Annotated in this window: 25 protein-coding genes; 10 read left to right on the top strand and 15 right to left on the bottom strand. The window is 40.2% G+C overall.

Features of this window, described 5'->3' with window-relative positions; translation table 11 throughout:
- Positions 1-49: 49 nt before the first annotated feature.
- Positions 50-586 carry an Mpo1 family 2-hydroxy fatty acid dioxygenase gene (locus tag CH352_RS15145; RefSeq protein WP_100706704.1) on the top strand — a complete coding sequence of 179 codons (537 nt, stop codon included), beginning with the start codon at positions 50-52 and terminating at the stop codon, positions 584-586.
- Positions 587-645: 59 nt separating this feature from the next.
- Here CH352_RS15145 and CH352_RS15140 read toward each other — a convergent pair whose 3' ends face one another.
- Both CH352_RS15140 and CH352_RS15135 read right to left on the bottom strand, forming a co-directional pair.
- Positions 646-1,428, bottom strand: coding sequence for a helix-turn-helix transcriptional regulator (locus tag CH352_RS15140; RefSeq protein ID WP_100706705.1), 783 nt, complete (start codon positions 1,426-1,428; stop codon positions 646-648).
- 15 nt (positions 1,429-1,443) lie between these two features.
- Positions 1,444-2,271 carry an alpha/beta fold hydrolase gene (locus CH352_RS15135; RefSeq protein ID WP_100706706.1) on the bottom strand — a complete coding sequence of 276 codons (828 nt, stop codon included), beginning with the start codon at positions 2,269-2,271 and terminating at the stop codon, positions 1,444-1,446.
- Positions 2,272-2,415: 144 nt separating this feature from the next.
- Here CH352_RS15135 and CH352_RS15130 point away from each other — a divergent pair, with 144 nt between their 5' ends.
- The 4 genes from CH352_RS15130 (at position 2,416) to CH352_RS15115 (ending at position 6,120) form a co-directional block, all read left to right on the top strand.
- Positions 2,416-2,793 (top strand): SMR family transporter, encoded by a 378-nt coding sequence (locus CH352_RS15130; protein ID WP_100706707.1) that lies wholly within the window; start codon positions 2,416-2,418, stop codon positions 2,791-2,793.
- A 196-nt stretch (positions 2,794-2,989) separates the two neighbouring features.
- Positions 2,990-3,856: a polysaccharide deacetylase family protein gene (locus CH352_RS15125; RefSeq protein WP_100706708.1), complete on the top strand. Its 867-nt coding sequence runs from the start codon at positions 2,990-2,992 to the stop codon at positions 3,854-3,856.
- 86 nt (positions 3,857-3,942) lie between these two features.
- A complete protein-coding gene (locus tag CH352_RS15120; protein WP_100706709.1) occupies positions 3,943-5,115 on the top strand; it encodes a CaiB/BaiF CoA transferase family protein in 1,173 nt (390 codons plus the stop codon).
- Between the two features lie 63 nt (positions 5,116-5,178).
- The gene (locus tag CH352_RS15115) at positions 5,179-6,120 is read left to right on the top strand and encodes an MBL fold metallo-hydrolase (RefSeq protein WP_100706710.1); all 942 of its coding nucleotides are present in this window, start codon (positions 5,179-5,181) and stop codon (positions 6,118-6,120) included.
- A 97-nt stretch (positions 6,121-6,217) separates the two neighbouring features.
- On the opposite strand, the gene CH352_RS15110 is transcribed toward CH352_RS15115, so the two are convergent.
- The gene (locus CH352_RS15110) at positions 6,218-6,613 is read right to left on the bottom strand and encodes a DUF1761 family protein (protein WP_100706967.1); all 396 of its coding nucleotides are present in this window, start codon (positions 6,611-6,613) and stop codon (positions 6,218-6,220) included.
- Positions 6,614-7,099: 486 nt separating this feature from the next.
- Between CH352_RS15110 and CH352_RS15100 the strand changes: the two genes are divergently transcribed.
- The 3 genes from CH352_RS15100 to CH352_RS15090 all read left to right on the top strand — a co-directional run bounded on the left by CH352_RS15100 (position 7,100) and on the right by CH352_RS15090 (position 10,586).
- Complete coding sequence (locus CH352_RS15100; protein ID WP_243396319.1) at positions 7,100-7,693, top strand: TetR/AcrR family transcriptional regulator; 594 nt, start codon at positions 7,100-7,102, stop codon at positions 7,691-7,693.
- On the top strand, positions 7,690-9,219 hold the full coding sequence (locus CH352_RS15095; RefSeq protein ID WP_100706712.1) for an FAD-dependent monooxygenase: 1,530 nt from the start codon (positions 7,690-7,692) through the stop codon (positions 9,217-9,219). Before CH352_RS15100 ends, CH352_RS15095 begins: the two co-directional genes overlap by 4 nt.
- 203 nt (positions 9,220-9,422) lie before the next feature.
- A complete protein-coding gene (locus CH352_RS15090; protein ID WP_100706713.1) occupies positions 9,423-10,586 on the top strand; it encodes an acyl-CoA dehydrogenase family protein in 1,164 nt (387 codons plus the stop codon).
- A gap of 55 nt (positions 10,587-10,641) precedes the next feature.
- On the opposite strand, the gene CH352_RS15085 is transcribed toward CH352_RS15090, so the two are convergent.
- The 4 genes from CH352_RS15085 to CH352_RS15070 all read right to left on the bottom strand — a co-directional run bounded on the left by CH352_RS15085 (position 10,642) and on the right by CH352_RS15070 (position 14,480).
- The gene (locus CH352_RS15085) at positions 10,642-11,232 is read right to left on the bottom strand and encodes a Crp/Fnr family transcriptional regulator (RefSeq protein WP_100706714.1); all 591 of its coding nucleotides are present in this window, start codon (positions 11,230-11,232) and stop codon (positions 10,642-10,644) included.
- Positions 11,233-11,306: 74 nt separating this feature from the next.
- Entirely contained in the window at positions 11,307-12,143 is an 837-nt protein-coding gene (locus CH352_RS15080) for an alpha/beta fold hydrolase (protein WP_100706715.1), read from the bottom strand.
- 157 nt (positions 12,144-12,300) lie between these two features.
- Complete coding sequence (sigJ, locus tag CH352_RS15075; RefSeq protein WP_100706716.1) at positions 12,301-13,296, bottom strand: RNA polymerase sigma factor SigJ; 996 nt, start codon at positions 13,294-13,296, stop codon at positions 12,301-12,303.
- On the bottom strand, positions 13,293-14,480 hold the full coding sequence (locus CH352_RS15070; protein ID WP_100706717.1) for an NAD(P)/FAD-dependent oxidoreductase: 1,188 nt from the start codon (positions 14,478-14,480) through the stop codon (positions 13,293-13,295). Before CH352_RS15070 ends, sigJ begins: the two co-directional genes overlap by 4 nt.
- Before the next feature lie 154 nt (positions 14,481-14,634).
- Here CH352_RS15070 and CH352_RS15065 point away from each other — a divergent pair, with 154 nt between their 5' ends.
- A complete protein-coding gene (locus tag CH352_RS15065) occupies positions 14,635-15,573 on the top strand; it encodes a cytochrome-c peroxidase (protein WP_100706718.1) in 939 nt (312 codons plus the stop codon).
- Positions 15,574-15,585: 12 nt separating this feature from the next.
- On the opposite strand, the gene CH352_RS15060 is transcribed toward CH352_RS15065, so the two are convergent.
- Positions 15,586-17,229, bottom strand: a complete 1,644-nt coding sequence (locus CH352_RS15060; RefSeq protein ID WP_100706719.1) for a TolC family protein — start codon at positions 17,227-17,229, stop codon at positions 15,586-15,588.
- A gap of 95 nt (positions 17,230-17,324) precedes the next feature.
- Between CH352_RS15060 and CH352_RS15055 the strand changes: the two genes are divergently transcribed.
- Entirely contained in the window at positions 17,325-19,412 is a 2,088-nt protein-coding gene (locus CH352_RS15055) for a thioredoxin domain-containing protein (protein WP_100706720.1), read from the top strand.
- Here the strand turns inward: CH352_RS15055 and rsfS are convergent.
- Genes rsfS through obgE form a run of 7 tightly spaced genes read right to left on the bottom strand, consistent with a single transcriptional unit; the run spans position 19,409 to position 25,381 of the window.
- Entirely contained in the window at positions 19,409-19,786 is a 378-nt protein-coding gene (gene rsfS, locus CH352_RS15050; protein ID WP_100706721.1) for a ribosome silencing factor, read from the bottom strand. The genes CH352_RS15055 and rsfS overlap by 4 nt on opposite strands.
- Positions 19,787-19,788: 2 nt before the next feature.
- Positions 19,789-20,937, bottom strand: coding sequence for an LCP family protein (locus CH352_RS15045; protein ID WP_100706722.1), 1,149 nt, complete (start codon positions 20,935-20,937; stop codon positions 19,789-19,791).
- A gap of 42 nt (positions 20,938-20,979) precedes the next feature.
- Entirely contained in the window at positions 20,980-21,573 is a 594-nt protein-coding gene (gene yqeK / locus CH352_RS15040; RefSeq protein WP_100706723.1) for a bis(5'-nucleosyl)-tetraphosphatase (symmetrical) YqeK, read from the bottom strand.
- 20 nt (positions 21,574-21,593) lie between these two features.
- Entirely contained in the window at positions 21,594-22,202 is a 609-nt protein-coding gene (locus CH352_RS15035; RefSeq protein ID WP_100706724.1) for a nicotinate-nicotinamide nucleotide adenylyltransferase, read from the bottom strand.
- A 17-nt stretch (positions 22,203-22,219) separates the two neighbouring features.
- On the bottom strand, positions 22,220-23,482 hold the full coding sequence (locus CH352_RS15030; protein ID WP_100706725.1) for a glutamate-5-semialdehyde dehydrogenase: 1,263 nt from the start codon (positions 23,480-23,482) through the stop codon (positions 22,220-22,222).
- Entirely contained in the window at positions 23,479-24,345 is an 867-nt protein-coding gene (gene proB, locus CH352_RS15025; RefSeq protein WP_207766686.1) for a glutamate 5-kinase, read from the bottom strand. The genes CH352_RS15030 and proB overlap by 4 nt, the downstream gene beginning before the upstream one ends.
- On the bottom strand, positions 24,332-25,381 hold the full coding sequence (gene obgE, locus CH352_RS15020) for a GTPase ObgE (RefSeq protein WP_100706727.1): 1,050 nt from the start codon (positions 25,379-25,381) through the stop codon (positions 24,332-24,334). The genes proB and obgE overlap by 14 nt, the downstream gene beginning before the upstream one ends.
- Between the last annotated feature and the right edge of the window lie 13 nt (positions 25,382-25,394).

Below are 25,394 nucleotides of genomic sequence, written 5' to 3'. Positions count from 1 at the left end.
TCGGGAATTCGGGTATATACTGGAGCTGAAATTGTGAGGAGTTTTATCCATGAAATTCGCTAAGGAAATGGCATTCTATTCTGCGTACCACCAAGAAAAAAGAAACGTGTGGATCCACGTGTTAGGAGTTCCTACCATCACCTTCACCCTATTTTTGGTGCTTAATAGATTAGAGTTAGTTAATGTTTTCGGTTATACAGTGACTGCGGCTACCGTATTCGGGCTCGTCGTGCTTGCTTACTATTTCACCTTGGATCTTATTTTCGCTCTTGCGACTACTGTAGTGTTCGGGTCTTTGATGTTTCTGGCTCAATACATTACACTGTCATTGACTTCGACCGCTGCATGGAGCATCTTTGCGATCGCTCAGTTAGTAGGTTGGGGAGCTCAGTTTTACGGACATTTTATCTTTGAAAAAAGCCGTCCTGCATTGTTCGATAATTTATTCCAAGCGATAGTATCTGCTCCTATTTTCGTAATCGCAGACGTGTTCTTCGAATTAGGATACAGAAAAGATGTGCAAGAAGCGGTTCGTAAAGAATTAGCGGCACAAGGCAAACTCAAAAACTTCAGCACTGCTCACTAACATTCTCTTTTACTTTCATCAAACGCCTGCCGTACGCGGGCTTTTTCTTTCTTATAATATTAAACACAAAAATGAACTGCGACGTTTGTGTTTGCACCTAAAAACTTAGAAGGTTGCACGCCAAACATTCTTTTAAAAGTCCGACTTAAATGTGCTTGGTCCGCGAAACCTGCTGCATGAGAGGCTTCCGTAAGATTTCCACCTTCTTTCAATAATTTTGCTGCTTCGTGAAGTCTTAACCAAAGTTGGTATTGTCTGACCGGTAAACCCATTTGCAGTTTGAAAACATGCATAAATCTAGTTTCAGAAAATCCTGCTTCTTTTGCAAGTTCCGGAACGGAGATGGAGCCGGGGAGTGCCGATTTCATCCTAAGAGTTGCAGATAAAACCCTGGGATCTAGAGAAACTCTGGAAGGTTTTTCCGTTCCAACGCAAGCAAGGATATCTTCGAAAAGTTCTTTAGCAGTATGGCAATTTACTTTTTCGTGAAATAGGTTTTTACATCTGGAAAGAACGGGTTCTAAGTTTTCGAAAGGGATCTCTGAGATTCCCTTTCTTCCGAACCTGGCAGCAACAGAAGCATAGTCGATTCCATACGGATCGATTTGTAAAACGATTAGATCGGAGTTTTCTGCAGAAAGAGTATGATATGTATTCGGAGCCAAAACCACTGCTTGGAATTCTAATACATTGCCCGACTCTTCGATCACTTTGAACTTAGAAGTCAAAGATATCAGGATTGAAACCGCATAGTGAGAGTGGGGATCTGTGGTCAGTCCTTTCTGGGCCAAGAACACCCTGGCTCCGAAATAGAATAATGTTCCGATTTGAGATTCTTCCATTTCCCGAATACCGAATTATAATTTTTGAATGATTCTTTCCAGGGTTTTTTCAGGACGTTCAAATGGAAAAAAATGGGAAATATCATCCCATAACTCTAAGCTTGAGTTCGGATTTCCGCTCACGATCCTTTTTGCTGCAGAAGGAGAACATACTTCGTATTTTCTGGGGATTGTGATATGAGTTTCCGTCTTGATCCTTCTATATTGTAACAAACTTAAGAAACTGACTGAGTTAAAAATTTTAGCTTCTAATTCAGGAGGACAACATAAGGCCCATTTATCTCCTTCTTTTTTGAAACATGAATTTAAATAATCTTCGAAGACCTCATCCGACCAATTCACAAATGTAGGAGTCTTTCTAAATGCTTTTTTGACAAGAGTTAGGTCTTTAAATTCTCTTCTTCTTTTTATAGCACCTTTCGCTAATGGATTATCGAAAGCTAAGGCAAGAAGAGCATAAGCAAAATTTAAGATCACAGGATCCATTGCAAAAATTTTACGAAACAGATCCGGTCTTTTATAAGAAGAAAGAAGAATGCTTGCTCCTCCCAAAGAATGCCCAACTCCCACAACATCTTTCAGATCTTCCGTTTCAATCAGAGCTAAAACTTGATCTCGGAAAAAAAACCAATCTTTCCATTCCATGTTCGGTTCTGATCCGCCATGACCGCAGAAATCTAAAGCAAGAACCCTATGAGTTTCAGAAAGTTTTTTGATAAAGTAAGAATAACAACCTGCAGAAAATCCATTAGCATGAGCGATCAAGATTGGATCCGAAGATTTATTACCTGCATCTATATAAGAAAGTTTGATCCCACGGAAGTTAAATGTTTTTCTATCCATTCAAGATTTGCCCTTGCTATTTCTTTCCCTTTGCTTTCGATGGACAGGAATTCGGAGTTTCGACCGAATCCCAAAAGAGGGATAATACACTCTTCCTAACGGGAGATTACAAGAAAACAATAATCGAATTCTTGAGAGAGATAGATGAAATTAACGGTGATAATCATTTTCGTAGTCGCATTATTCTTCAATGCTTTAGCAAATATTTTAATCAAGGCAAGTTCTTTAGGAGATAAAACAAATACGGCTTCCGGAATAGAAGGATTGATCAAAGCATTTTTACATCCGGTGTTCTTTGCTGGACTTGCTTCTTTCGGGATCGCGTTATTAGGTTATAGATGGGTTTTAGGTAATGGATTAAAATTATCTTTAGCTTATCCGCTCTTCACATCTGCAGGATTTATCATCGTGCTTGTAGCTTCCGCGATATTTTTTAAAGAAGAACTAAACTGGACCCAATGGACAGGGATAGGTTTAATACTTGCAGGCGTATGGTTGACCTCTGCGGAAATGTTCGCATAGTCGTAAAGTTAATAAATAATAAACCGAATAGAGTAGTGATCTCGAACTCAAATCGTGACCGAGATCGTTACTCCTGGAGTCTAATTGCAGGAGGATAGTCGCTTCGCTCCTGAAGCCCAGGTAGCAGGACTATAAGCTAAAATTCAAACCGGTCCAAGCTTAAAGTTTTTCAACTTTATAGGATGGTATGAGTTTTATGAAGACCGCCTTATCCTTTTCTTTACTATTTTTAATCTACTGTTCCAGTTTCGAAACTTCTACAAATATCCAAACAGATCGTAAAAACAATCCTATCGGATATTATGAAGGAGATCCACTCCCTCCTAAAACTGCATTTTTAACATTCGATGACGGACCTTCTGACTGGACCTCCGAGGTATTGGATGTACTCAAAAAAGAAAACGTGAAAGCTACATTCTTCGTATGCGGCGCTTGGTTGCCTAAGGCGAGTACAAGAGGAAATAGTTTCCGAAAATACAAAACAGTATTGATCCGAATGAAAGAAGAAGGTCATACGATAGGAAATCACACTCTTGGTCACCAAAACTTCGCATATATGTCTCCGAAAAGAATTGAAAGCCAATTAGAAGAAAACCAAAAATTATATCAAAATGAGCTGGGAGAATATTCTGGAAAATTAATATGGATCAGGCCTCCTTTCGGTTCTCCATATATTAGAACAAAAAACGAAACAGTCCGGAAAAGGGTTAGCTCCGCGCTCCAAGGAAAAGGTTTCGTATTCATGTGGACCAAAGAATTCGATTCGACAGATTCCAAAGAATGGGTAAAGGGAGAATGGTATGAAAAAGGTTCAAGGATCAATCCGGATAACGAAAAATTCAGAAAGAAAATGGATCGTATCTATAACTCGTTAGTATATAAAACGGAGGGACAAGGGGTAGTGATCTTATTCCATGATACCCATCCTACTACGAAAGAAGTCTTACCGTACATCATAGAAAAATTGAAAGCAGAAGGGTATACTTTCGCTACTGCGGAAGATTATACAAGATGGCGTTGGGGAAAGAGCAGCGAAGAGTTGAGCGAAGAAGCCTCTGATTGAACGCCGTTTTTTAATAACAAAAAACACTTTTCATCCCACATTCTGGATCTAAACAGGTCCGAAGTCTATTATTCAGGAATATAAAAATGAACAAAGGTCCACTTTCTGGAGTTAAGGTAGTAGATTTAAGCTTATTGCTACCAGGCCCTTTATGCTCCATGTATTTGGGAGATATGGGAGCCGAGATCATCAAAATAGAAAATCCAAGAGCAATGGATGCAACTAGAGTGATGTTCAAAAAAGAAAATGGCGCACCTTCTTTATATCTGATGTTAAACAGAAATAAAAAAGCGATCACACTAAATCTGAAAAGAGAAAAATCAAAAGAGATCTTATTTAAACTATTAGAAGATGCTGATATATTGCTGGAAGGATTTCGCCCGGACGGACTTTCGAAAATGGGTCTTGGTTACGATGATCTAAAGGAAAAATTCCCAAAACTGATCTACTGCGGGATCTACGGCTATGGAGATTCCGGTGCCTATAAAGATTTTGCGGGACATGATCTGAATTATCTATCACTCTCCGGAGTATTGGACCAAACAGGAAAAAATCCTCAGGCTCCGGGATTCCAGTTGGCGGATATAGGCGGCGGAACGTTAACTGCACTTTCATCTATCTTGGCAGCATTATATTATAGAGAGAAAACTGGTCGTGGTCAAAAGATCGCGATTTCCATGATGGAAGCTTCTCTCCAGTTCATCTCTTTGTATGGCGGGATCTATTCTGCTACAGGAAAAAATCCGGAAGGCGGAAACGAATTATTATCTGGAAAACTTCCTAACTATTCCACTTATAAAACCAAAGAAGGACGTTGGGTTGCACTCGGTGCCTTGGAAGAAATGTTTTTCAAAACATTCTTAAGACAGTCCGGGCTTGATACACATTTGGAAAAAGTTCCGATAGCAGAGACACATTTTGCAGAATGGAAGAAGATCCTGACTGAACACTTCTCCTCTAAAACTTTTGCCGACCTTGAACCTATATTCCAAAATCCTGATTCATGTCTTACTCCTGTCAAAACCCTGGACGAAGTTTCCAAAGATCCAGTTTTAAGAGAGAAGGGTATGATCCTGGATCGTACACATAAACAATACGGTGACTATATACAATTCGGTTCTCCTTTTCCTTTTTCGGAAAGCAAGGTTACCTACAGAACGGACCCTCCTGATCATGGAGAGCACAATCAGGAGATTCTAAAATCTTTGGGTTATACCGACTCAGAGATAGAAGAGCTAAAAAAAGATAAAGTAATTTAGTTAAAAGACACTGGACTTCAAAATTCTTTTCGAACTATCTTAACTGTATAAGGACTATCTCTTGTGAAAATCCAACGAATCATTTTTTCATTTATCTCTTTCGGGATCCTAACCGCTTGTGCAGTTACTTCCAATCGCTCTGTTCTAGTGAATAAAGGAACTCCAGTAGGTATCCAAGATATAAATTCTTCCGACAAAGGGCCGATCGTCCTGAAAAAAATTGTAGCTGCGGATTGGGTGGCGGAACGTGCAGGTTTGATCAATTTAAAGGATCCAAAGGCCGTTGCTGCGAGTTTGCAATCCGGCCTGGAACCGATCCAAATTTATTTTTATGTAATGGATCATCCTAAGTTCGGCAGATATGTAATAGATACCGGACTTGGCGATATATTTCGCAAAGATAAAAAAGAATGGCCCGTAGCAGGTATAGTTGCTTCCCAAATGAAGTTAGGTGAGCTTAAGATTCATACGACGATTAAGGAGTGGCTGCAAAAAGAACCGAAAAACGTAGCAGGTATTTTCATTACTCATTTGCATTTGGATCATATTTTGGGCACTCAAGATTTTCCAGTAGGAACTTCCGTGTATACCGGGCAGAACGAGCCGGGGGATTCTCGTTTTTTACACCTTTTTGTACAAGGAAGTACGGATACATTACTCGGACAGGATACTACCATTTCAGAATTAAACTTCTTCGGAAGAGAAGGTGCACCAATTAAATTTTTAGATTTTTTTGGCGACCAATCTCTTTATATAATTTCCGTTCCAGGACATACGGAAGGTAGTATTGCATTTTTGATAAAAACCACGAACGGTGTACAACTAATTACAGGGGATACTTGTCATACAAGTTGGGGTTGGCTTAATAACGTGACTCCAGGAGATTATAGCAAGGACTTGGAAAGGAATAAAATGAGTCTAGATTTGTTGCAAACGGTTGCGGCTAAGTTCCCGAAAATTCAGATCCATCCAGGACACCAAAGTATTTCTACTCCTGTTAAATAGATTTTTACTTATGGTATTCGAGATGGGTCGGTGTGCACTGAGTCAAAACGAATCTAACTTCAAATAAAATCGACTGTAAGACTAAGGCGAGCTTGTTTTATTTATAAAATAGTAATAGAACGAACATTAAGACTTGGATTGTGATCAGGGATGATATAGATTCAAAAATCCATAACTTCAGATGTTTCCCTTTCCAGATCACATCGATAGAACTGGATGTAAATATAAAACCGAACCATAAAATAAAAGCAATGGATTGGCCTTGAGCTTTATTTTGTAAGCTCATATATTGTAAGATCAATGAGATAGAAAATGCAGTGGCCAAGAAGACACAGAAATTTAAAAATATTCGAAGCCCAAGATTTTTCTTCTCTTCCTGCGAAGGTAAATTTAGGAATTTAGAAAGGCCGAAATAAAGAGGGCCGCTAAAAAGAAAGGCACAAATAAATCCAGCTATTCCAGAAACGATTGGTGCCACTACGCTTTGTATCATGAAGTCTCTCCCGAAATATTTATTCATTTTTACTTTCTAAAGTAAACAAATTTCCGAATAAAGATTCCATTGTAGGAATTCCAACATAAGAAGTAGCGATAAATTTTTCTCGCCAAGTGGAGGGAAATATGTTATGGCGGGCCTTTGTGTACCACCGAACCGGCCCCCCTTCGCAACGATCGCAAGAGTGAGAAGGCGACCAGCGTGCTTGAGTCGGTGACCGAGAGAATCGAGGTCAAACGAGATTACAGATGAAATCAAAACGATCCGATTGGATCGAAGCTTTTTTTTGTGTACCACCGCACCGGCCCCCACCCAGAGTAGGGTGGGGCGCACTTTTACAAAAAAACCGATCCGCGCGGTCGAGAAGTGCCCAAATACCACAAAGTCACAGGTTTGCGTTTTTCTATCATTCTTAATTATTGGTCTTAATATAAAAATGTAGTTACTACAATATTATACTTGATATTGTTTTTAGAGTCTCGTATGCTCAATATTGATCTCGGTTATAGAAGAGGCTCCAGTATGGGATTGCGTGAAATAAAGAAGGCCAAAACTCGAAAGCTTATTTCGGATCTTGCTCGTGATCTATTTATCGAAAAAGGATACGATGCCGTTACTATTGCTGAAATAGCCGAGAAAGCCGAAGTTGCCGTTACTACACTTTTCAATTATTTTCCGACCAAAGAGTCTCTCATCTTCGATCTTGAGGATGAGATAGATTCAGATATTTTGAAAGCGATTAGAGATCGGAAGAAAGGCCAATCCATTCTGGACGCTCTCTATCAATATTTTTTCTCAAGTAAGTTATTTAATCCGCCAGATAAGAAAACCTTTTCCGGTTTCGGAAAGCTTATCAGATCTACGCCTGAACTTACTTCCTATCTGCGAGGATTATGGGCTCGTTATGAAAATACTTTAGCTAAAGAAATTCAAAGCGATTCCGGTGTGAACAAAATGGAGGCGGACTGTATTGCAAAGTTGATTTTAGAGGGTGTGAGCTTTGCATGTAATTCGCCATCTCCAAAGGAAGCGTTAAATCTCACGTTTAAAGTCTTGAAGAATGGGTGGAATAAATGAAACACGATCAACCGATTTACGATGTAATTATTTCTGGAGCAGGGCCAGTCGGACTTTTTTTAGCCTGCGAGCTTGCCTTAGCTAAATGCCAAGTTCTGATATTAGAAAAAGCTAAGAGTCCTCAATCCCCATTCAAACGACTTCCTTTCGGAATACGTGGACTTTCCGCCCCAAGTATTGAAGCTCTTTATCGCAGAGGATTATTAGAAGAACTTGAAATACATAAACGTCTTAAGAATCCTCATGCAACTTCTGTTCAACAAGGACCACGTCGTCAGGTAGGGCATTTTGCGGGCATCCCATTTCATGAAGGTGATATCGACACTTCTCTGTGGAAACATCGCCTAACAAGTTCTACCGAAACCAATCTAATATCGGAAATGGAAGAGATCGAAACTGTGCTGACTCGCCGAACAGAAGTCTTAGGCGTGGAGATCAAGAGAGGATTTGAATTAACTTCCTTTCATCAAACCGAAGATGGAGTAATTGTTCAATCGGGCGAACAATCCTTTCAAGGTCATTGGCTTGTGGGCTGCGACGGAGCTCGAAGTGTTGTTCGCAAGTTGGGAGGCTTTGAATTCGAAAGTACCGAACCGGAATTTACAGGCTATTCTACTAAGGTTGATATCGCCGATCCGGAGAAACTTAGTCCAGGACGGAATCTGACTGATAGAGGTATGTATTTGCAATCTCAACCTGGCTTCATCGTGATTCAGGATTTTGACGGAGGGGCATTCCATAGTTCGGAAAAGCAAATCACATTGGAACATGTGCAGGAAGTCCTACGTCGTATTTCGAATACAGATGTCACAATAAATGCTCTTCATTTCGCAACTACTTGGACGGACAGAGCAAGACAGGCGACAAGCTACCGTAATGGAAGGATTCTTTTAGCTGGCGATGCAGCGCATATTCATTCTCCTTTAGGAGGACAGGGGTTGAATCTTGGATTGGGAGATGCTATGAATCTTGGATGGAAACTTGCAGCAACGATTCATAAAAAGGCGCCCGAAGGTTTGCTGGATACTTATTATACAGAAAGATACCCAATTGGTGCTCAGGTTTTGGATTGGTCGCGAGCTCAGGTTACGATCATGAAGCCAAACCCGCAAGCTCGTGCATTGAACTCAATTATTAGAGATCTTATGGAAACTCGCGATGTCGCTACTTATATGGCGGGAAGAGTGTGGGGAATTTTCACCCATTATGATCTAGGTAACGCTCATCCTTTAGTCGGTTATAGTGTTCCGAACTTCGAGTTTGAAGACGGTAGAAGGATTGGCGAATTTATGCGGGACAGCCAAGGGATACTTCTTGATTTCGATACGAATACTTCACTAAAAACCTTGGCGAATGAATACGGAGATCAAGTGAAGTATGTTTCTGGAAAGGCGAAAGAGCAGTTGGGTTTAAGCGCAGTGTTCATCCGTCCGGATGGAATGATTGCCTGGGCTTCCGATGGCAAACCGGATAGGCAATCTATCAGACAAGCCGCTTCTCTATGGTTTACTCAATTTATTTCCTGAATATTATACGTAAGAAACATTAACAGAACGAACGTTCTGTTTTTTATATGCTTTCGGATCGCCAAAATCTAGGAAAATAACGAGATTTCCGGGAATTCTGTCCCATTAGGGCTAAAATGAACGTTTAATCAGCCATGTTTTTCTTGCTTGAATCGACCCTGGCGAAAAATTAGGACTAGAAACTCTCGCAAGAAGGGAAAAAAATGTATCAGGAACTGACTGAGCAGCAGATCGAGATTAGGGACACGATTCGTTCTTTCGTTAAGAAAGAGATCACCCATGAAGTTGCTATCCATTGGGACGAAGCAAATAAACATCCAGAAGAACTTATCAATAGAATGAGAACCGAGTTAGGAGTCAACGGACTCACTATCCCTGAAGAATACGGTGGATGGGGACTTGGTTCCGTAGAGCAGTGTTTAGTTACCGAAGAACTTTCCAGAGGATGTCTCGGTATCAGCCTTTGTTTTGGTTATACCGGCCTTGGTATCCTTCCAATCATGAAAGGTGCAAGCCACGAACAAAAGAAAAAATGGCTTCAACCAGTCGTTGATGGAGAATACGGAGTTTCTTTCTGTCTTTCCGAGCCTGGCGCAGGTTCCGACGTCCCTGGTATGAGCACTACTGCAGTTAAAAAAGGCGACAAATGGGTCATCAACGGAACCAAACAATGGATTACCGGTGGTGGAAGCGCTGGAGCTTATACCGTTTTTGCTTATACCGATAAAGGCCGAGGAACTCGTGGAGTTTCCTGCTTCTACGTTAAACGTGATACTCCAGGTTTGATCGTTGGTAAAAAAGAAGATAAACTCGGTATTCGTGCATCTGACACTCGTCAGATCATCTTCGAAGATTGTGCAGTTGAAGAAGCTAACATGATCGGAAAAGAAAACCTTGGATTCATCTACGCACTTCAAACTCTGAACGCATCTCGTCCATACGTTGCTGCTATGGGAGTGGGTGTTGCTCAAGCTGCTTTAGATCACGCATCTAAATACGCTCGCCAAAGAGAGCAGTTCGGTTCTAAAATTTCCAGCTTCCAAGCTGTTCAGCACATGCTTGCGGATATGTCTATCGGTGTAGAAACTGCACGTCAGATTTGTTATCTTTCTGCTCGTATGTCTGACGCTGAGGATCCTCGTCTTCCGAAATATTCCGCAATCGCGAAAGCTTATTGCTCAGAGACTGCTATGAAAGCGGCTACTGACGCGGTTCAAATTTTCGGCGGATATGGTTACACTAAAGAGTATCCAGTTGAAAAACTGATGAGAGACGCGAAAATCCTTTGTATCTTCGAAGGAACTACTCAAATTCAGAAAAACGAGATCGCAGCTTATGTGATCCGTGAAGCAGCTTCCGCAAAATAAGAATTTTCTAATATTGCAAAGCTTTACGAAGGCGTCGGTTTCCCCGGCGCCTTTTTTATTTTCTCTTCGCTCGGATCCTGCTTAAAGACACGGGTGTAATCCCTAAATAAGAGGCGATATGGTATTGAGGAACAAGTTCTTCTATATCAGGTCTGGATTCTAATAGAAGATCATATCTTTCTTCTGCACTTAAAGCTAAGAGTTCATATTCTCTTCTTGCTTTTTTTAAGAATAAGTTCTCTGCGAATATTCTTCCGAGCCTTTCCCAGGCGATGTCTTGGGAGAATAGTTTTCTAAATTCTGAAAATTTTGCGACTGCGAGTTCGCAATCGGTGATTGCTCTGATATTGCAAGTAGAAGGTTGTTCGGTAAGTAGATCGAAATAAGACCCTGTAAAGTCTCCCGGGAAATTGAAACTTTTGATGTACTCGTTGCCTTGGTCGGTGAGATAATATTCTCTCAAGACGCCTGAGAATACGAATGCAAACTCAGTGGGTTGTGCGCCTTGTTTGATCAGGAAATCACCGTATTCTAATTTGCGGATCGTATATAATTGTTCTGATTTTTTCCAGACTTCTTTAGGGATGGGAGAGACCCGGTTCACGGTTTGGTAAATTTTTTCCCAAGGATGATCTTTCTGATCCATACAATTCCCGTTTACGGATTTAGCCCGCAAACGGAAATTTTACAAATCTAATTATTGGAAAAATCCAAAAACGTTTAGATAGAATCCAAAAAGGGAAGGGTTACCTTTAAGAATTCTTTTGGATTTTCTGCAAAAGGGACGTGTCCAGTCTTTAGATAGGCGAGTTTGGAGCCTTTCACTTTCTCATGAAGTTTAAGTGCGAGTTTTGGATCTATGACCGGGTCAAATTCTCCCCATACGATCAAGGTTGGAGCTTGTATCTGGGATACCTTTTCTCTTAGATCATGTCTTTCGTCCAAAAAACTTTTCCAGATCGAAGCGTTCACTTCTTTTGCGCCTTCTACGTCTTCTCTCTCTTTGATCCTTGTTAGGATGGACTCAGTATATTTGTTTCTTATTTTTATATAATGATTCGGGAAGAAGTTCCAAACGAGTCCGGTAAACCAAACTTTGGATTTTAATCCTGCAAAACTTTTAGTGATCCAGTCCGGATCATTTAAGCCTCCACTATCCACGATTACTAGTCCTTTTACAAGTTCCGGTTTTTTCAGGGCAAGATTCATAGAAGCGAATCCTCCCAGTGAGTTTCCGATAAAGATCCCTCCTTCCGGAGCGAGCTGTTTGACTAGGTCAGGCAATATTTCCGCATATTCTACTGCAGAAGCGGAGGCTGCAGGTTGAGGATTCTCGGATAAACCGTGACCTGGCCAATCCAATGAAATTACTTTATATTTTTCTGATAAACTTGGTGCAATCGATTCGAAATCGTTATGATCATGCCCTGCCGAATGGAGTAGAAAGATCGGTTTTCCTTTTCCTTCTATCCAATAGGCGATCTTTCCTAACTTTGAAGTATAATATCCGTCCGGTAATTTTGGGGATGGTTTTTTGTTTTCTAAAACTGTTTCCATCTTCTCTCCTCCACTGCATTGAATGAGTAACAAACCAAGTAATAGATTTGTCGTTAGTATTCGTTTCATACTCGGATCTTCTACCCAAAACGAGTCCAAGTCAAGAAAGGAAGAAAGGTATCTATAGATAAACAGATTATCCTATGTTAATTGCTTTTCACCTTACGATTGCCCATTTTACTAATTTGGCAACCGGGTTTAGCCATTTTGCTACCTTCTTGCGATAGGTATGGGGGAATAATAAAAAGTTTTCGAGAGGATAGATCAATCCTTCATCAATTAACTTTTGTTTGTTCTCCATCGATTTTAATTTATCCGGATTTAGGACTGAATAGATTTTGGAAATTCCATCTTCGTCTATTAAGAAATTTTGCATATAAGCGGGTTGATCTTTGTAATAACCGATCAAAGCTTCCGCACCATTTACCATTCCAAAATAGAAATCCAAAGTGTATTTGAGCTTATTACTTCCGGTTCGAATATAAAAATGGGAAGCTCTTTCTTTTCCAATAATCGGGATCCTTGCGGCGTTTACTTTTCCTCCGCCATCCGACCAAAGAACGATCTCTTCCTTTAGAAAAGGAACCAGTAGTTCCGGTTTTCCTTTGGAAGAAGCGAGTAAAAAATCACGGAAAATCTTTTTCCTTTTTTCGGAGGGAGCATCGTATTTTTTGCGATCCGATTTAAGTGATTCTTTTGCTCGTTTTAAAATTTGCCTACAGTTCTCCTGATTTTTCCCCACAACTTTAGAAATGGAATCGTATCCCATCTCGAAACTTTCTCTGAGTAGAAATACCGCTCTTTCGATCGGATTCAATTTTTCTAATAGATGCAAAAATGCTAGATCCAATGTTTCAGGATCTAGCTCTTCTTCCATAGGTTCCGGAGCCAATGGCTCCGGTAACCAGGGACCTATATACGTTTCCCTTTTTCTTTTTGCTTTTCGGAGAGAATCCAGGGAGAGTCTGGCTGCAACAGTGGATAAGAATGCTTTTGGAGATCTAATTTTTTCTTCCTTGGATTTTTCCCATCTCAGAAAAGTCTCCTGCACTATATCCTCAGCTTCTACAACGCTTCCTGTCATCTTATAGGCGATCCCAAAGACCAAACCTTTGTTTTCTATAAATTGATCTAGTCTTTCCTGGGTATTCATTTTTCTATCGTCGCTAATCTTTCGTTTTGTTTGACTAAAGTATTCTCTTTAGGTTGAGGGATCGCATAAAAATCGAAATATTTTTCGGCTTTAAAGGAGAAGACTGTGAATTTGCAAATAAGCTCTTTCACGAAGGCTCCTAATCTTCCAGTCCAAAATTTGTCCTTAGGACTATCGTCATAGTTCAAGAATTGGAACAGGCCTTCTTTTCTCCCTAAACTTACACAACGCCCTACATACGCTAATTCGAAAGGTTTTTGTCCTATTATAGATTTATTTCCTAATAAGTTTGATATCCTTTCTCCCATGTAAATTCCCATTGGAAGAGCTGTTGCACAGGCCATTCTCAAATAAGAATATTCTTCTCCCGGGATCTTTACTCCGTCTCCTGCTCCGATAATATTGGAATATTCAGGAACTTGCATGTACCTATTCAAGTAAACCTGGCCGATTTTATTGGATTCCAAACCTGAATTTTTTCCCAGATCGGAGGCGATGAGACCTGCGGAGATCACGCAATAATCATGAAGGACTTGTGTGCCACTGGAAGTTTTGATCTTATCTTCCAATAGATATTCTCCTCTTTCTCCTTCGATCAGGTTCACATGTAGATTTTTCAGGACTTCTTTCATATAGAGAACTGCACCAGGTGAGAAATTTTTCCCGATCTTATCCGAATCCAAAAGTGTTATTTTTGCAAATGGATAATTTTCGGCGAGTTCTGTAGCTACTTCTATCCCTGAAAGTCCTCCACCTAATACGGTAATTTTTGCATTAGGATGATTGCTTAATTCTTTTCGCAATCTTTCCGAATCCTGGAAACTTGCTACTGAGAAATAGTTGATCCCCTTACTTCCTGGATCTCCTGCTCTCATTCCTGTTGTATAACCCAGGTAATCGTATTCGAAAGTGGTTCCATCATTTAAGAGAACTTTGTTTTCTTTCGGAGATATTCTTTCTACTCTTTGGATGATAAGACTTACCTTCGGATTCAATAAATTTCGGATCTGGAAATCTTTTCCTTTGGTTCCTGCGATCACTTGGTGGTTTCTGATCTTTTCTCTAAAAGTAGGTTCTGCAGTGATCAGAGTAATTTCTACCCCGGAACTTTTGCGCGCCAATCTGTTTGCCGCTGCGATCCCTGCGTAACCTCCACCTACGATCAATACCTTTTTCTTTGACATACTTGCCTCCGGTTCTAAAGGCAAGACGAATGCGGGTAATATCTTGTGACATTGTTTTGAATTTTCTTTGAGAAATGGTCTCAGGCGACTTTTGGAATGGTTCTGATTAGGAGATTGACAGAGGCATTCTTTTAAGCATCCTGGATTAGGAACTATGAAGCGTATTTTTTTCCTGATCCTTTTCTTTGTTTCGATCTTAGGATTGATTGTATGTAAGGAAAAGAAACCAATCCGTGAATTGGAAGGATTTGTTGTTAAAAGTGTAATTCATCCTAGCAATAACCCATTCAATCAAGAAAAGGTGGAGCTTGGCAAAACTTTATATTTCGATTCTAGACTTTCTTTCAACCAAGATGTAAGTTGCGCGAGCTGTCATAATACCGCTTCTCCCTCCGAAGGTTTTCCTCGTACTAAGATCCATAATCCTGCTCCTTCTCTTACCAATGTAGCATTGTATAAAGATGTGTTTAAGGATCCGGAAGCAAAAGAATTAGAAGATCTTGTAAAAGACAAAGTACATTCTAAACTGATGTTCCAGAATGAAACAAAGCTTGTACAAAGGATCTCTTCTATCCAAGGTTATAAGGAACTATTTGAAAAGGCATATGGAGATCCTGAAATTTCAGCAGAAAGGATCGTATTAGCTCTTTCCACCTTCCAAAGAACGATCGTAAGTAAAAATTCTAGCTTTGATAAATTTGTAATGGGGGAAGATACAGCGCTCACTCCGGCTCAGATCCGAGGTTGGAATGTTTTTCAGAACAAGGCAAAATGTATCCAATGCCACCAAGGTCCAAACTTCTCCGATTCTGAATTACATACGACAGGTCTTGCAGGGATCAAAGATAAGGTTAGAACTCCTACATTAAGGGATGTCACCAAAAAGAAAACATTCATGCACAATGGGATTTTCGGATCGATAGAAGATACAGTGAACCATTTTGCGGAAGGTGGCCATTCCAAAGCGGTGCATGATCCAATGTTAAAACCTGCGGAACTTTCCGATCAGGACAAAAAGGATTTGATCGAATTTTTAAAAGCGTTAGAAGGGGAGCCAATCCAATTGGAAATCCCTTCTATTCCAAAAGCTTAATAGATATTATTGTTAGTTATTAGATGGAGTAGCTTGTTGTGCTTTAGCTACTTCGTTTTTGATGATCGTGTCTACGATCTCATCCACATTCACTCCGAACTTTTCGAAAACTGAATTTCTCGCTAGTTCGTAGCGGATGATGTCCACATTAAAGTTAATCCTTGCTTGAGCTACTTGCAACTCAGCTTGGATCAAACCATCCAGAGCGGACTTAACTAATACTGCGGTAAACCTTCCTTGATTGAAACGCGCTTGGACACCTCTGTAGAACTTCTCCGCTTCTTCTTTACGAGTGTTTGCGGTTTCTAAAAGTTCCTGTCCTGCAACGATTGCATAATATCTATTGTCCAACTCTTCTTTGATCAGAGTCCTAAGTTCTGTTTCTTGTTTAGACAAGATATCCAGTTTGAGTTTTGCATCTCTGATATCTGTTTGGATCCCTGTATCGAATAAAGGATAAGATAATGCGAAATTTAAAGTTTTTTCCGGATACTTAAAAGACATCATCCCGGTATCAGGATTCACATAGTTTGTCTGAGGATTTAAGAATGTCTGTCCTCTCGTGGAATAACTTCCAGTAATCTTTAAAGAAGGCATATCTTCCGCATTTTTGATCTTCAGTTCTAATTCTGCGATCTGTCTTTGGCGGATCAAATTTTTTAGATCAATTCTATGATCCAATGCGTATTGATAATCTTTGGTAGGATTAATATCGTTCGGTACTCTTTCTTGGAGATCCGTAATTCCTGAAATTTTAGAACTTGGATCTACGTTCAAAACTCGGATCAAATTTCTTTCTGCTTCCGATCTAGCAAGTCTTGCTCTTTCTAAACTGTTTTCAGTTTGAGTGAGAGCACTATTCCATTGATTGACTTCGAATCCTTCGGAAAGACCCAGATTACGTTTCCTTACGGTAAGATCCCGAATATTCTTGGTATTCTTCTCTAATCTATCGAATGTTTCTACCTGAGAATCGTAAACACTCAAACTCCAATAATCTACCAGAGTTTTTACTACAAGCTGTGCGAGAATATTAACTAACTCATCCCTACGAATGACCGCGTTTTGTTGTAAGACTTTTTGTTTTTCCTTCTCAGTTTGGCCGAAAGAATACTTTAAAAGTTCCTGACCAAGAGTTACAGTCAATGCATCCGTGTATTGAGGAGGAGCTGCTAAATAAGAACCGACTGCACCTAGCCTCGCAGCAGCTGCCTGAGTCTCGAATGCGTCCGCGTCAAATCTAGTATGGCTCAGTTCTAAGCTAAAATAAGTCAGAGTTTGGAAGTTTTTCTGGATCCCTACGTTTACCCGATCGTTTGAGATCTTTGTCCCGGAGAGAACGTTATTATTATTCAGAGGAAGATTAGTTTTTGTTTTCGAAAAACCGCCGACCAGCGTCCATGCATATTGAGATAGATTTTTTAACTCGGCAGTATCCGCTTTCACGAATTCCATCCCAGCGTTTCTAACTGTGATATTATTCGCTAGGACATAATTGACCGCTTCTTTCAACGTGAGTTTAAGAACTCTAGGTCTATTTTGAAGGGAAGGGTCTAACTCTTGGGCGAACTGTGAAGCTGGAAAACCAAAAGCTCCGACAAGCAAGAGTCGCAGATAAAATTTCCTTAACCAAGGAATATTTGCAGGCCTAAGCATAGTGTCGTTGGTCTTCCTACGGAGCATGGTTTTTGGTTCGGAAGAATTTGCCAAATCGAAAAATCTAAAGTAAAAGTCTAGACAGCTTAAAATCGATGAAAACTCCAGATAAAAAATTGAACCGACTCGCGTCTGAAAAAAGTCCTTATCTACTCCAACATTCTACCAATCCAGTGGATTGGTTTCCTTGGTCAGAAGAGGCATTTACAAAGGCAAAATCCGAGAATAAAATGATCTTCTTATCCATCGGTTATGCTACCTGCCATTGGTGCCATGTAATGGAGAAGGAATCGTTTGAGAATGAAACGACTGCCGAAGTTTTAAATAGAGATTACGTTTCCATTAAGGTAGATCGGGAAGAAAGACCGGATGTGGATCGGATCTATATGGATGCGTTACATGCCATGGGACAGCAAGGAGGCTGGCCTTTGAATATGTTCCTAACACCTGAAGGCAAGCCGATTACAGGTGGTACTTATTTTCCTCCAGTTCCCAAGTATGGTCGAAAAAGTTTCACGGAAGTTTTGGGAATTCTATCCGGTTTATGGAAAGATAAAAAAGAAGAATTACTCGAGGCTTCGGAAGATCTGACCAAACACTTGAAAGAATCTGAAGAAGCTAAAGCGCTTGCGGGAACAACCGAGATGTCTTCTCCAGGATCGGAAGTATTCGAGAATGGATTTCTATTATATGATCGATTGTATGATCCGGATTATGCAGGCTTCAAATCCAATTCCGTAAATAAATTTCCACCTAGCATGGGGCTTAGCTTTTTATTACGTTATCATAAATCTACCGGCGAACCGAAAGCTCTCGAAATGGTAGAGGAGACCTTAACTGCGATGAAGAAAGGTGGGATCTACGACCAGATCGGTGGAGGCCTTTGTAGATACTCTACCGATCATCATTGGTTGGTTCCTCATTTCGAAAAGATGTTGTACGATAATTCTCTCTTTTTGGAAGCTTTAGTAGAATGTTACCAAGCGGTAGGCGAAGAAAGATACAAGGACTATGCCTACGATGTGATCGAATATCTTCATCGTGATATGAGATTATCAGGTGGCGGAATTGCAAGTGCGGAAGACGCGGATTCGGAAGGAGAAGAAGGACTATTCTACCTATGGACAAAAGAAGAAGTGAGAGAAGTTTGTGGACAAGACTCTTCTCTTTTAGATGAATTTTGGAATATTACCGAAAAAGGAAATTTCGAAGAGAAAAATATTCTGCATGAATCATTCAGGATGAATTTTTCTAGGCTTCATGGTTTGGAGCCTTCCGAGTTAGAAGAGATCGTTTCCAGAAATAGAAAAAAACTTTTAGAAAAACGTTCTGAAAGGATCAGACCTCTTAGAGACGATAAGATCCTATTCTCTTGGAATTGTTTGTATATCAAGGCACTGACAAAAGCCGCAATGGCATTCGGAGACGGAGATCTATTAAGAGAAGCGGAAGAAACATATAAATTCTTAGAAAAAAATCTGATCCGAGAGGACGGAAGATTACTTAGAAGATTTAGAGAAGGAGAGGCCAGGTTCCTAGCGTATAGCACTGATTATGCGGAATTCGTATTGGCTTCCTTATACCTATTCCAAGCCGGAAAAGGGTTTAGATATTTGGAGAATGCGATCCGTTATACAGAGGAAGCAATCCGGCTTTTTAGAAGCCCTTCCGGTGTGTTTTTTGATTCGGGTATAGATGGAGAATCATTACTTAGAAGAACAGTAGATGGATATGATGGAGTCGAACCTTCTGCCAATAGTTCCTTTGCGAATGTATTCGTTCTTCTTTCCAAGTTAGGTGTGGTGGATTCGGAAAAATATCTACAATATGCGGATTCAATCTTTTCGTATTTCAAACCTGAATTGGAAACTTATCCGATGAATTATCCGTGTATGCTTTCCGCTTTATGGCTTAGAAAATCTCCCGGAAGAGAACTTGCAGTAGTATATTCCTCTCAAGAAGAATTATTACCGATATGGAAAGGTGTTGGATCCTTATTCTTACCTGAAACGGTACTTGTTTGGGCTAACGATAAGGAAGCGGAGGAGAATGGAGAAAAATTCTTACTTCTAAGAAATAGAAATTCAGGAGGAGGAGTGAAAGCATACGTCTGCGTAGGATTCCACTGCGAACTCCCAGTGTCGGACTGGTCTAGCTTAAGAGCAAAATTGGTGGAAGATTAAGAGAGTTCTATTCGCTCTGCATCTCTCCAAAGTCTATCTAGATTATAATATTCTCTTTTTTCCGGGGTCATGATATGGACTATAAATTCGCCATAGTCCAGCAATGTCCAACCGGAAGAAGCGGATGTTCCTGTTTTATCCGTTTCTTTATGAGGTAATTTAAAACTTTTTAATGCTTTTTTGATCTCTCTCGCTACTGCATTTGCTTGCACTGCGGAGTTCACAGTGCAAATCAAAAAGAAGCTTAAGTATGAATGCACGGATTCAAGGTTTAGAACCGCGATCTCTTCGCATTTTTTATCCTGCATGATCTTATAGATAGTTTTCAGGATTTCCATCGTGTTTTCCGGGGTATTTTTGGGAGAAGGACTCATATTTATTTTTTAGGCTCTATATCGGATCCTAAGAGAACGGTAGAGTCCAATCCTAGGTCCTTTCTTAATACATGGTATACTTTTGTTTTTTCTAATATGGATGAAATTTTATCCGCTACTGCGGTGTTTCCTGAACGATCTAAGATGACCGTTTTTTTGATATCCTTTGTCCAGGCATTGTCCACAGAAAGGACCTTAATCCTTTTATCCGCTAAAGTAGTTCTAACATCTTTTGCAAGACCGGCTACATCAGTTCCGTTTAATACTTCCGTTCTGGCGTATTCTCCGTCGGTGAAAATTTCAGCAGATACATCTTTATGAAATTTTCGAACTGCAACGGAAGCTCTCGCAGGGTCTGCGGTTAAGAACAAACGCCTTGTTTTTGGATCTAAAGCTGGCTCCCCAGGGAGTTCAGTGATCCCGAATGCCAGTCTATGAGAAGTAGCAAATTTTAGAAGAGTGTAAAAATCCTCTTTGGAAAAATCGGAATCTATCAGATTGAACACCATCTCCGACCAAAATGAATTCAGAAGTTCTTTGTTTTCATACAAAGTTTCGTAAATAGATAGAACAGCGCTTTCTTGCCTGCTGATACGATCCAAATAGTCCAAGGTTTCCTTCTTATCCATATAAGAAACGTAATCATACGCATCTTCTCCTGAATAAGAATACAAACCAGGTTCTCTCACATAGGAAGGAGAAACTCTATTAGTGCGATTATCAGTGTATAAATTCACTCCACCTAAGATATCTACAATCTTAATGAAGGAAGAAGCGTTGATCTTTACTGTATAATTCGGCTTAGAGCCTAAGATATCCTGAACAGCATCTTTTACTGCCGATGTTGCTTTGGATTTAATTTGTTCTAAACTATCTTCCGGATCTTCGAATGTAGTGATCGGATGAAAGAAAAATAAGCCGACTCTTTCTTGAGAAGGGAAGATCGTCGCTAAAAATCCGAACTCGTATACGTCGTCATTTCCTACTGCATGGAAAAGAATATGGATCGGTTTACCTGAACTGATCTTTTCGTCCAAGCCGGTCCTTCTGAAATTACGAAATAGAAAAAATAACAATGCCAAAAATAGAAAGCCTGCCGCGATCCATAATGGAAAAAGATTAAAAGGTCGAATCGGTTTGTTAGGACTCAAATCAAAGCCTCGGATTCCATTCAGAAAGAAAAAATAACCCTGTCAATTGGATAATTTCCCCAAGGCGAAATGATACATAGAGATGGTCCTTTTATGGATTTCTCTTTTATGATCAAAAAGTCCCTGCATCGTATGGATTGCCTTATTTAAAACGGCAAAGTAAAGATTTTCCTTGGCCTTGCTTCTCCATTCCGAATATTCCTTATGCCTTTCTGCAAACTCGGAACCTAAAAAGTCGGCTGCGTACAATATATGATCTAAAAGTTTGAGGTCTTCTCCGCCAAGCGTATGATGTTTCACTGCATCTAAAACGGCTCTTGTTTTTAAACCGTATTCCGTTTCCAGATAATATACGGCGGACCTGGAATGCCAGGCAGCTTCTGGAAGTTTTGGAGATTCAGAGTCACCGGATTTTGCAAAGAGTTCCAAATGGAATTCTTTGGTTTTTTGTTTGGTAATATCGTGAACTACACCTGCTAAATAAGCTTCCTTGGTTTCATTCGGAGAATGAACAGTTGCAAGTTCTTCTGCGATCTCGGCCACCCTAAGGCTATGTTCCCAGCGGGTCTTGGTGATTTCCTTCGGAACAATTTCTGTAAAATATATGATTTGCTCTGGAGTAGTATTTGGAAGCATCGGTGAGTATGATTGGTTGTTCAAGTGTAAGATCTATTCTTAAGTATGATATCCCACACTTCATCCGACAATGCAATCGGTTTCCTATTGTTCAAAATACATTTAGGAAGTTCTTCTCTTAAATTTACGGAAGCAGCTTCTATGATCCGGTTCCGAAGAAATACGATCTTATTTTGGAATATTTGCAGATTCCTATTTTGAGGAATGGATTCTGAAAATCTTCTGAACACTAACAGATAATGGACCTTATCCAAAATATTTTCCCAGTTTTTCCATTTATGGAATTCGGAATAATTGTCTTCTCCGATCAAAAGGGCAAGTTCGGCACCAGATTGAACTTTCAAAAGTTCTAAAATAGTTTCTTCCGTATAGCTGGGAGTTTCTCTTTTGATTTCCCAGTCCCAAATTTTTGTATTCGGAAAGCTCTGGAACTGTACTCGGACAAGATCTAAGATGAGTTCCGGCGCGGTTTTTTTATTCTGTTTCCAGGGAGAAGTATGGTTCGGAACGATCAGAAGTTCTTGAGCATTCGGAAAATTTTCCCAAAAACTTTTGGCAACTTCTGCATGACCTAGATGAGGAGGATCAAAGCTCCCTCCGAAAACTCCGACCAGATTGGAAGAGTTCATTAGATGGAGAAGGTCCCTTATCCTCGGACCTGTCCTTCTCCTTCCGCATAAGTAGTTGTAGTAGTAAGATGTACTAGACCCATCGGACCTCTTACATGTAATTTTCCTGTAGAAATCCCGACTTCTGCTCCGAGACCGAATTCTCCTCCATCATGAAAACGAGTGGAGATATTCACGAAGATAGCAGCTGAGTCCAAGGAACGACTGAAAAAATTCGCAGCGCTCACGTTTTCTGTTACGATAGCTTCCGTGTGACCTGAGCTAGTTGCTTCAATGAATTCGATCGCTTCTTCTATCTTATCCACGGTTTTTACGGAGAATCTTAGATCCAAAAATTCTTCTAGGTAATCTTCTTCTTTAACAGGCTGGCCCTTAGGGAAAATCGCAAGAGATCTTGGATCTAAAAGAAGTTGTACACCTTTAGATGCAAGTCCTTCTAATAATTCTGCAATATAAGGATATTCGGAATGTATAATTAAGTTTTCTGCAGCATTACAAACTCCAGGTCTTTGCACCTTGGAGTTTATCGCGATCGGTAAAACTTTTTTAGGATCTGCGGACTTATCTATATAAAGATTCACCACTCCTTTATCATGTTTTACTACCGGGATCAAAGAATTTTCAGAAACAAAACGGATCAGACCTTCTCCACCTCTAGGAACGACTATATCGATATAAGAAGTTTGTTTTAAGAAAGGGACCATATATTCTCTTTCCGTTCTATCCACAAAGGTGACTGCGTTCGGGGACAGGCCTTCTTCTTTTAAACAATCTTGAAAAATTTTAGCAAGGATCGTATTGGAGTGGATTGCTTCAGAACCGCCGCGTAAAATACATGCGTTTCCTGATTTAAAAGAAAGAGCTCCCACATCGATGGTAACATTTGGTCTGGATTCGTAGATCACCATGACTACGCCCAAAGGAACTCTTTTTGTATTCAGACGAATCCCATTCGGAAGAGTAGCGCCTCTTACAGTTTCTCCCACCGGATCAGGAAGAGCTTTTATCTCTAAAACTGCGTTAGACAGGCTTTGTATCCTTTTTTCGTCCAGAGTTAATCTGTCCAAAAGTGCAGAAGATAAACCTTTTGATTTTCCTGCTTCTAAATCCTTTGCATTTTCTTTTAGAATTTCGGATTTTCTGGAGACCAAAGCAGATGCTAGCTTTTCCAAAACATTATTCTTTTTGGAAGTATTAATGGATCGAATTTGTCTATAAGCATCTTTCGCGGATTTACAAAGTTCGTCCACGTAGATGGATTCTGCGGATCTTTGGATCATTCCTGACCTCCGTTACGTTTGGCTCGGAGAATGGATTTAATTTCATCCTCCGTAAAGTTTTTCTTCTTACCGTTAGAGACAATCAATGTCCCGAGTGTATTCTTTTCTACAAACTCACGCACGCAATTTTTGCGATTTCCGTCTATGATCCCGCAAGGAATTCCTGCTTCACTGGAAATAGAAGCCGCCTTGAGTTTTGTATACATTCCGCCTGTGCCTGGACCGCTTGGGCCTCCAGCTTGAGAAAGTTCGGATTTTCCTACTTCTTCCAAGAAAGGTAATAGTTTTCCGTCTTTTAAAAAACCTTCCACACCTGTGAGAATGATCAGAAGATCCGCTTCTACAATTAGACTTACGATTGCGGATAGAACGTCATTATCTCCGAATTTTACTTCTTCTGTGGCGACTGAATCGTTTTCGTTTACGATTGGTAGAATGCCCCAATCCAAAAGTTGTCCGAAAGTATTTTTCAGATTTTTGAATCCTTCCGGATTTTCCATATCCAGGACGCCGAATAGGATCTGAGCAATCGGAAGATTTACCTTAGAAAAAAAACTATCGTATAAATTCACTAAGCGGTTTTGGCCCATTGCAGCCAGAGCTTGTTTTTCCGGAAGAGATTCTCCTGCTTCTGCAGAGTTTGGAAGGGTGGATAAAAGTTTTCTTCCTCTTGCGATTGCTCCAGAGGAAACCAAGATCACTTGTTTTCCTAGATCCCTTAGATGTCGTATGTCCGAAACCAGACTAAAAAGGAAATCGTTCACTTCCTCTTCCGAGCCTGAAAGTCTTGCGGAGCCTATTTTAATTACTATTTTATTGGATGTTTTGATTCTCTCGTTCAGATCATTTCTATTCATCTGAATTTTCCCGGTGTTCTTCTTCGTTCAAATGTAATTCTTCCAATTCTTTTTGGAAGAATGTGGAATCCATTACGGAAAGTAATTCCTCTAAATTGAGTTCTTCTTGTGCGGAGATTGGGATCACCCTGCCGAGAGCAGAAACAGATTTGAGTAGCTCTTCCGTAAAACTTTGGTCTTCCCAGATATCTATTTTATTTAAAACGATCAAATGTGGTCGGTTCAAAAGTTCCGGATTATAAGATTTCAACTCCGCTTGGAGCATTTTGAAATCCTCTTGGATGTCCAACGCAGCTGCATCAAAAACGTATAATATACCTTTTACTCTTTCTATATGCCTTAAAAAAGAAAGTCCAAGGCCGATCCCTTTGCTTGCGCCTTCCACAATCCCGGGAATATCCGCCAAAGTATAACGGTAGATATCCCCCTTTCTTTTCACCACACCTAGGTTGGGAGAAAGGGTAGTGAATGCGTATCCTGCGATCTTAGGGTGCGCTTCCGTAATTTTAGAAAGTAATGTAGACTTACCTGCATTAGGAAGTCCTACAATTCCAACATCCGCGAGTAGTTTTAGGCTGAGACGCAGATGTTTATATTCTCCATCTTCTCCAGGTTGAGAAAATTTAGGAGTTTGGTGGGTAGAAGATTTGAAATGGGTGTTTCCTTTTCCTCCTCTTCCCCCCTTGACGACTAAAAATTCTCCGTCGTCTTTTACAAAATCGTAAAGTAGTTCACCGCTTTCTTCGTCAAAAACTTGGGTTCCGAGCGGGACAAAAAGGATTAGATCTTCTCCCTTTTTGCCTGATCTTTCGTTACCTTCTCCAGGAAATCCGTCCTGTGCCCTAAATCTTCTTTTAGTAAGATAACGATCTAGGGTAACCATGGAAAGGTTAGCGCGGATGATAATATTACCGCCGATCCCCCCGTCACCACCATCAGGTCCCCCGAATTCCACATACTTCTCTCTTCTGAAATGCATAGATCCGGCTCCGCCATGTCCGGCGGTAACTTCGATCAGTACTTCATCTAAAAACTTTTCCATGTGAATTCAAGAC

Source organism: Leptospira hartskeerlii (genome assembly GCF_002811475.1).
GTDB classification, from domain to species: domain Bacteria; phylum Spirochaetota; class Leptospiria; order Leptospirales; family Leptospiraceae; genus Leptospira_B; species Leptospira_B hartskeerlii.
This window is presented reverse-complemented; position numbering and strand designations above follow the sequence as displayed.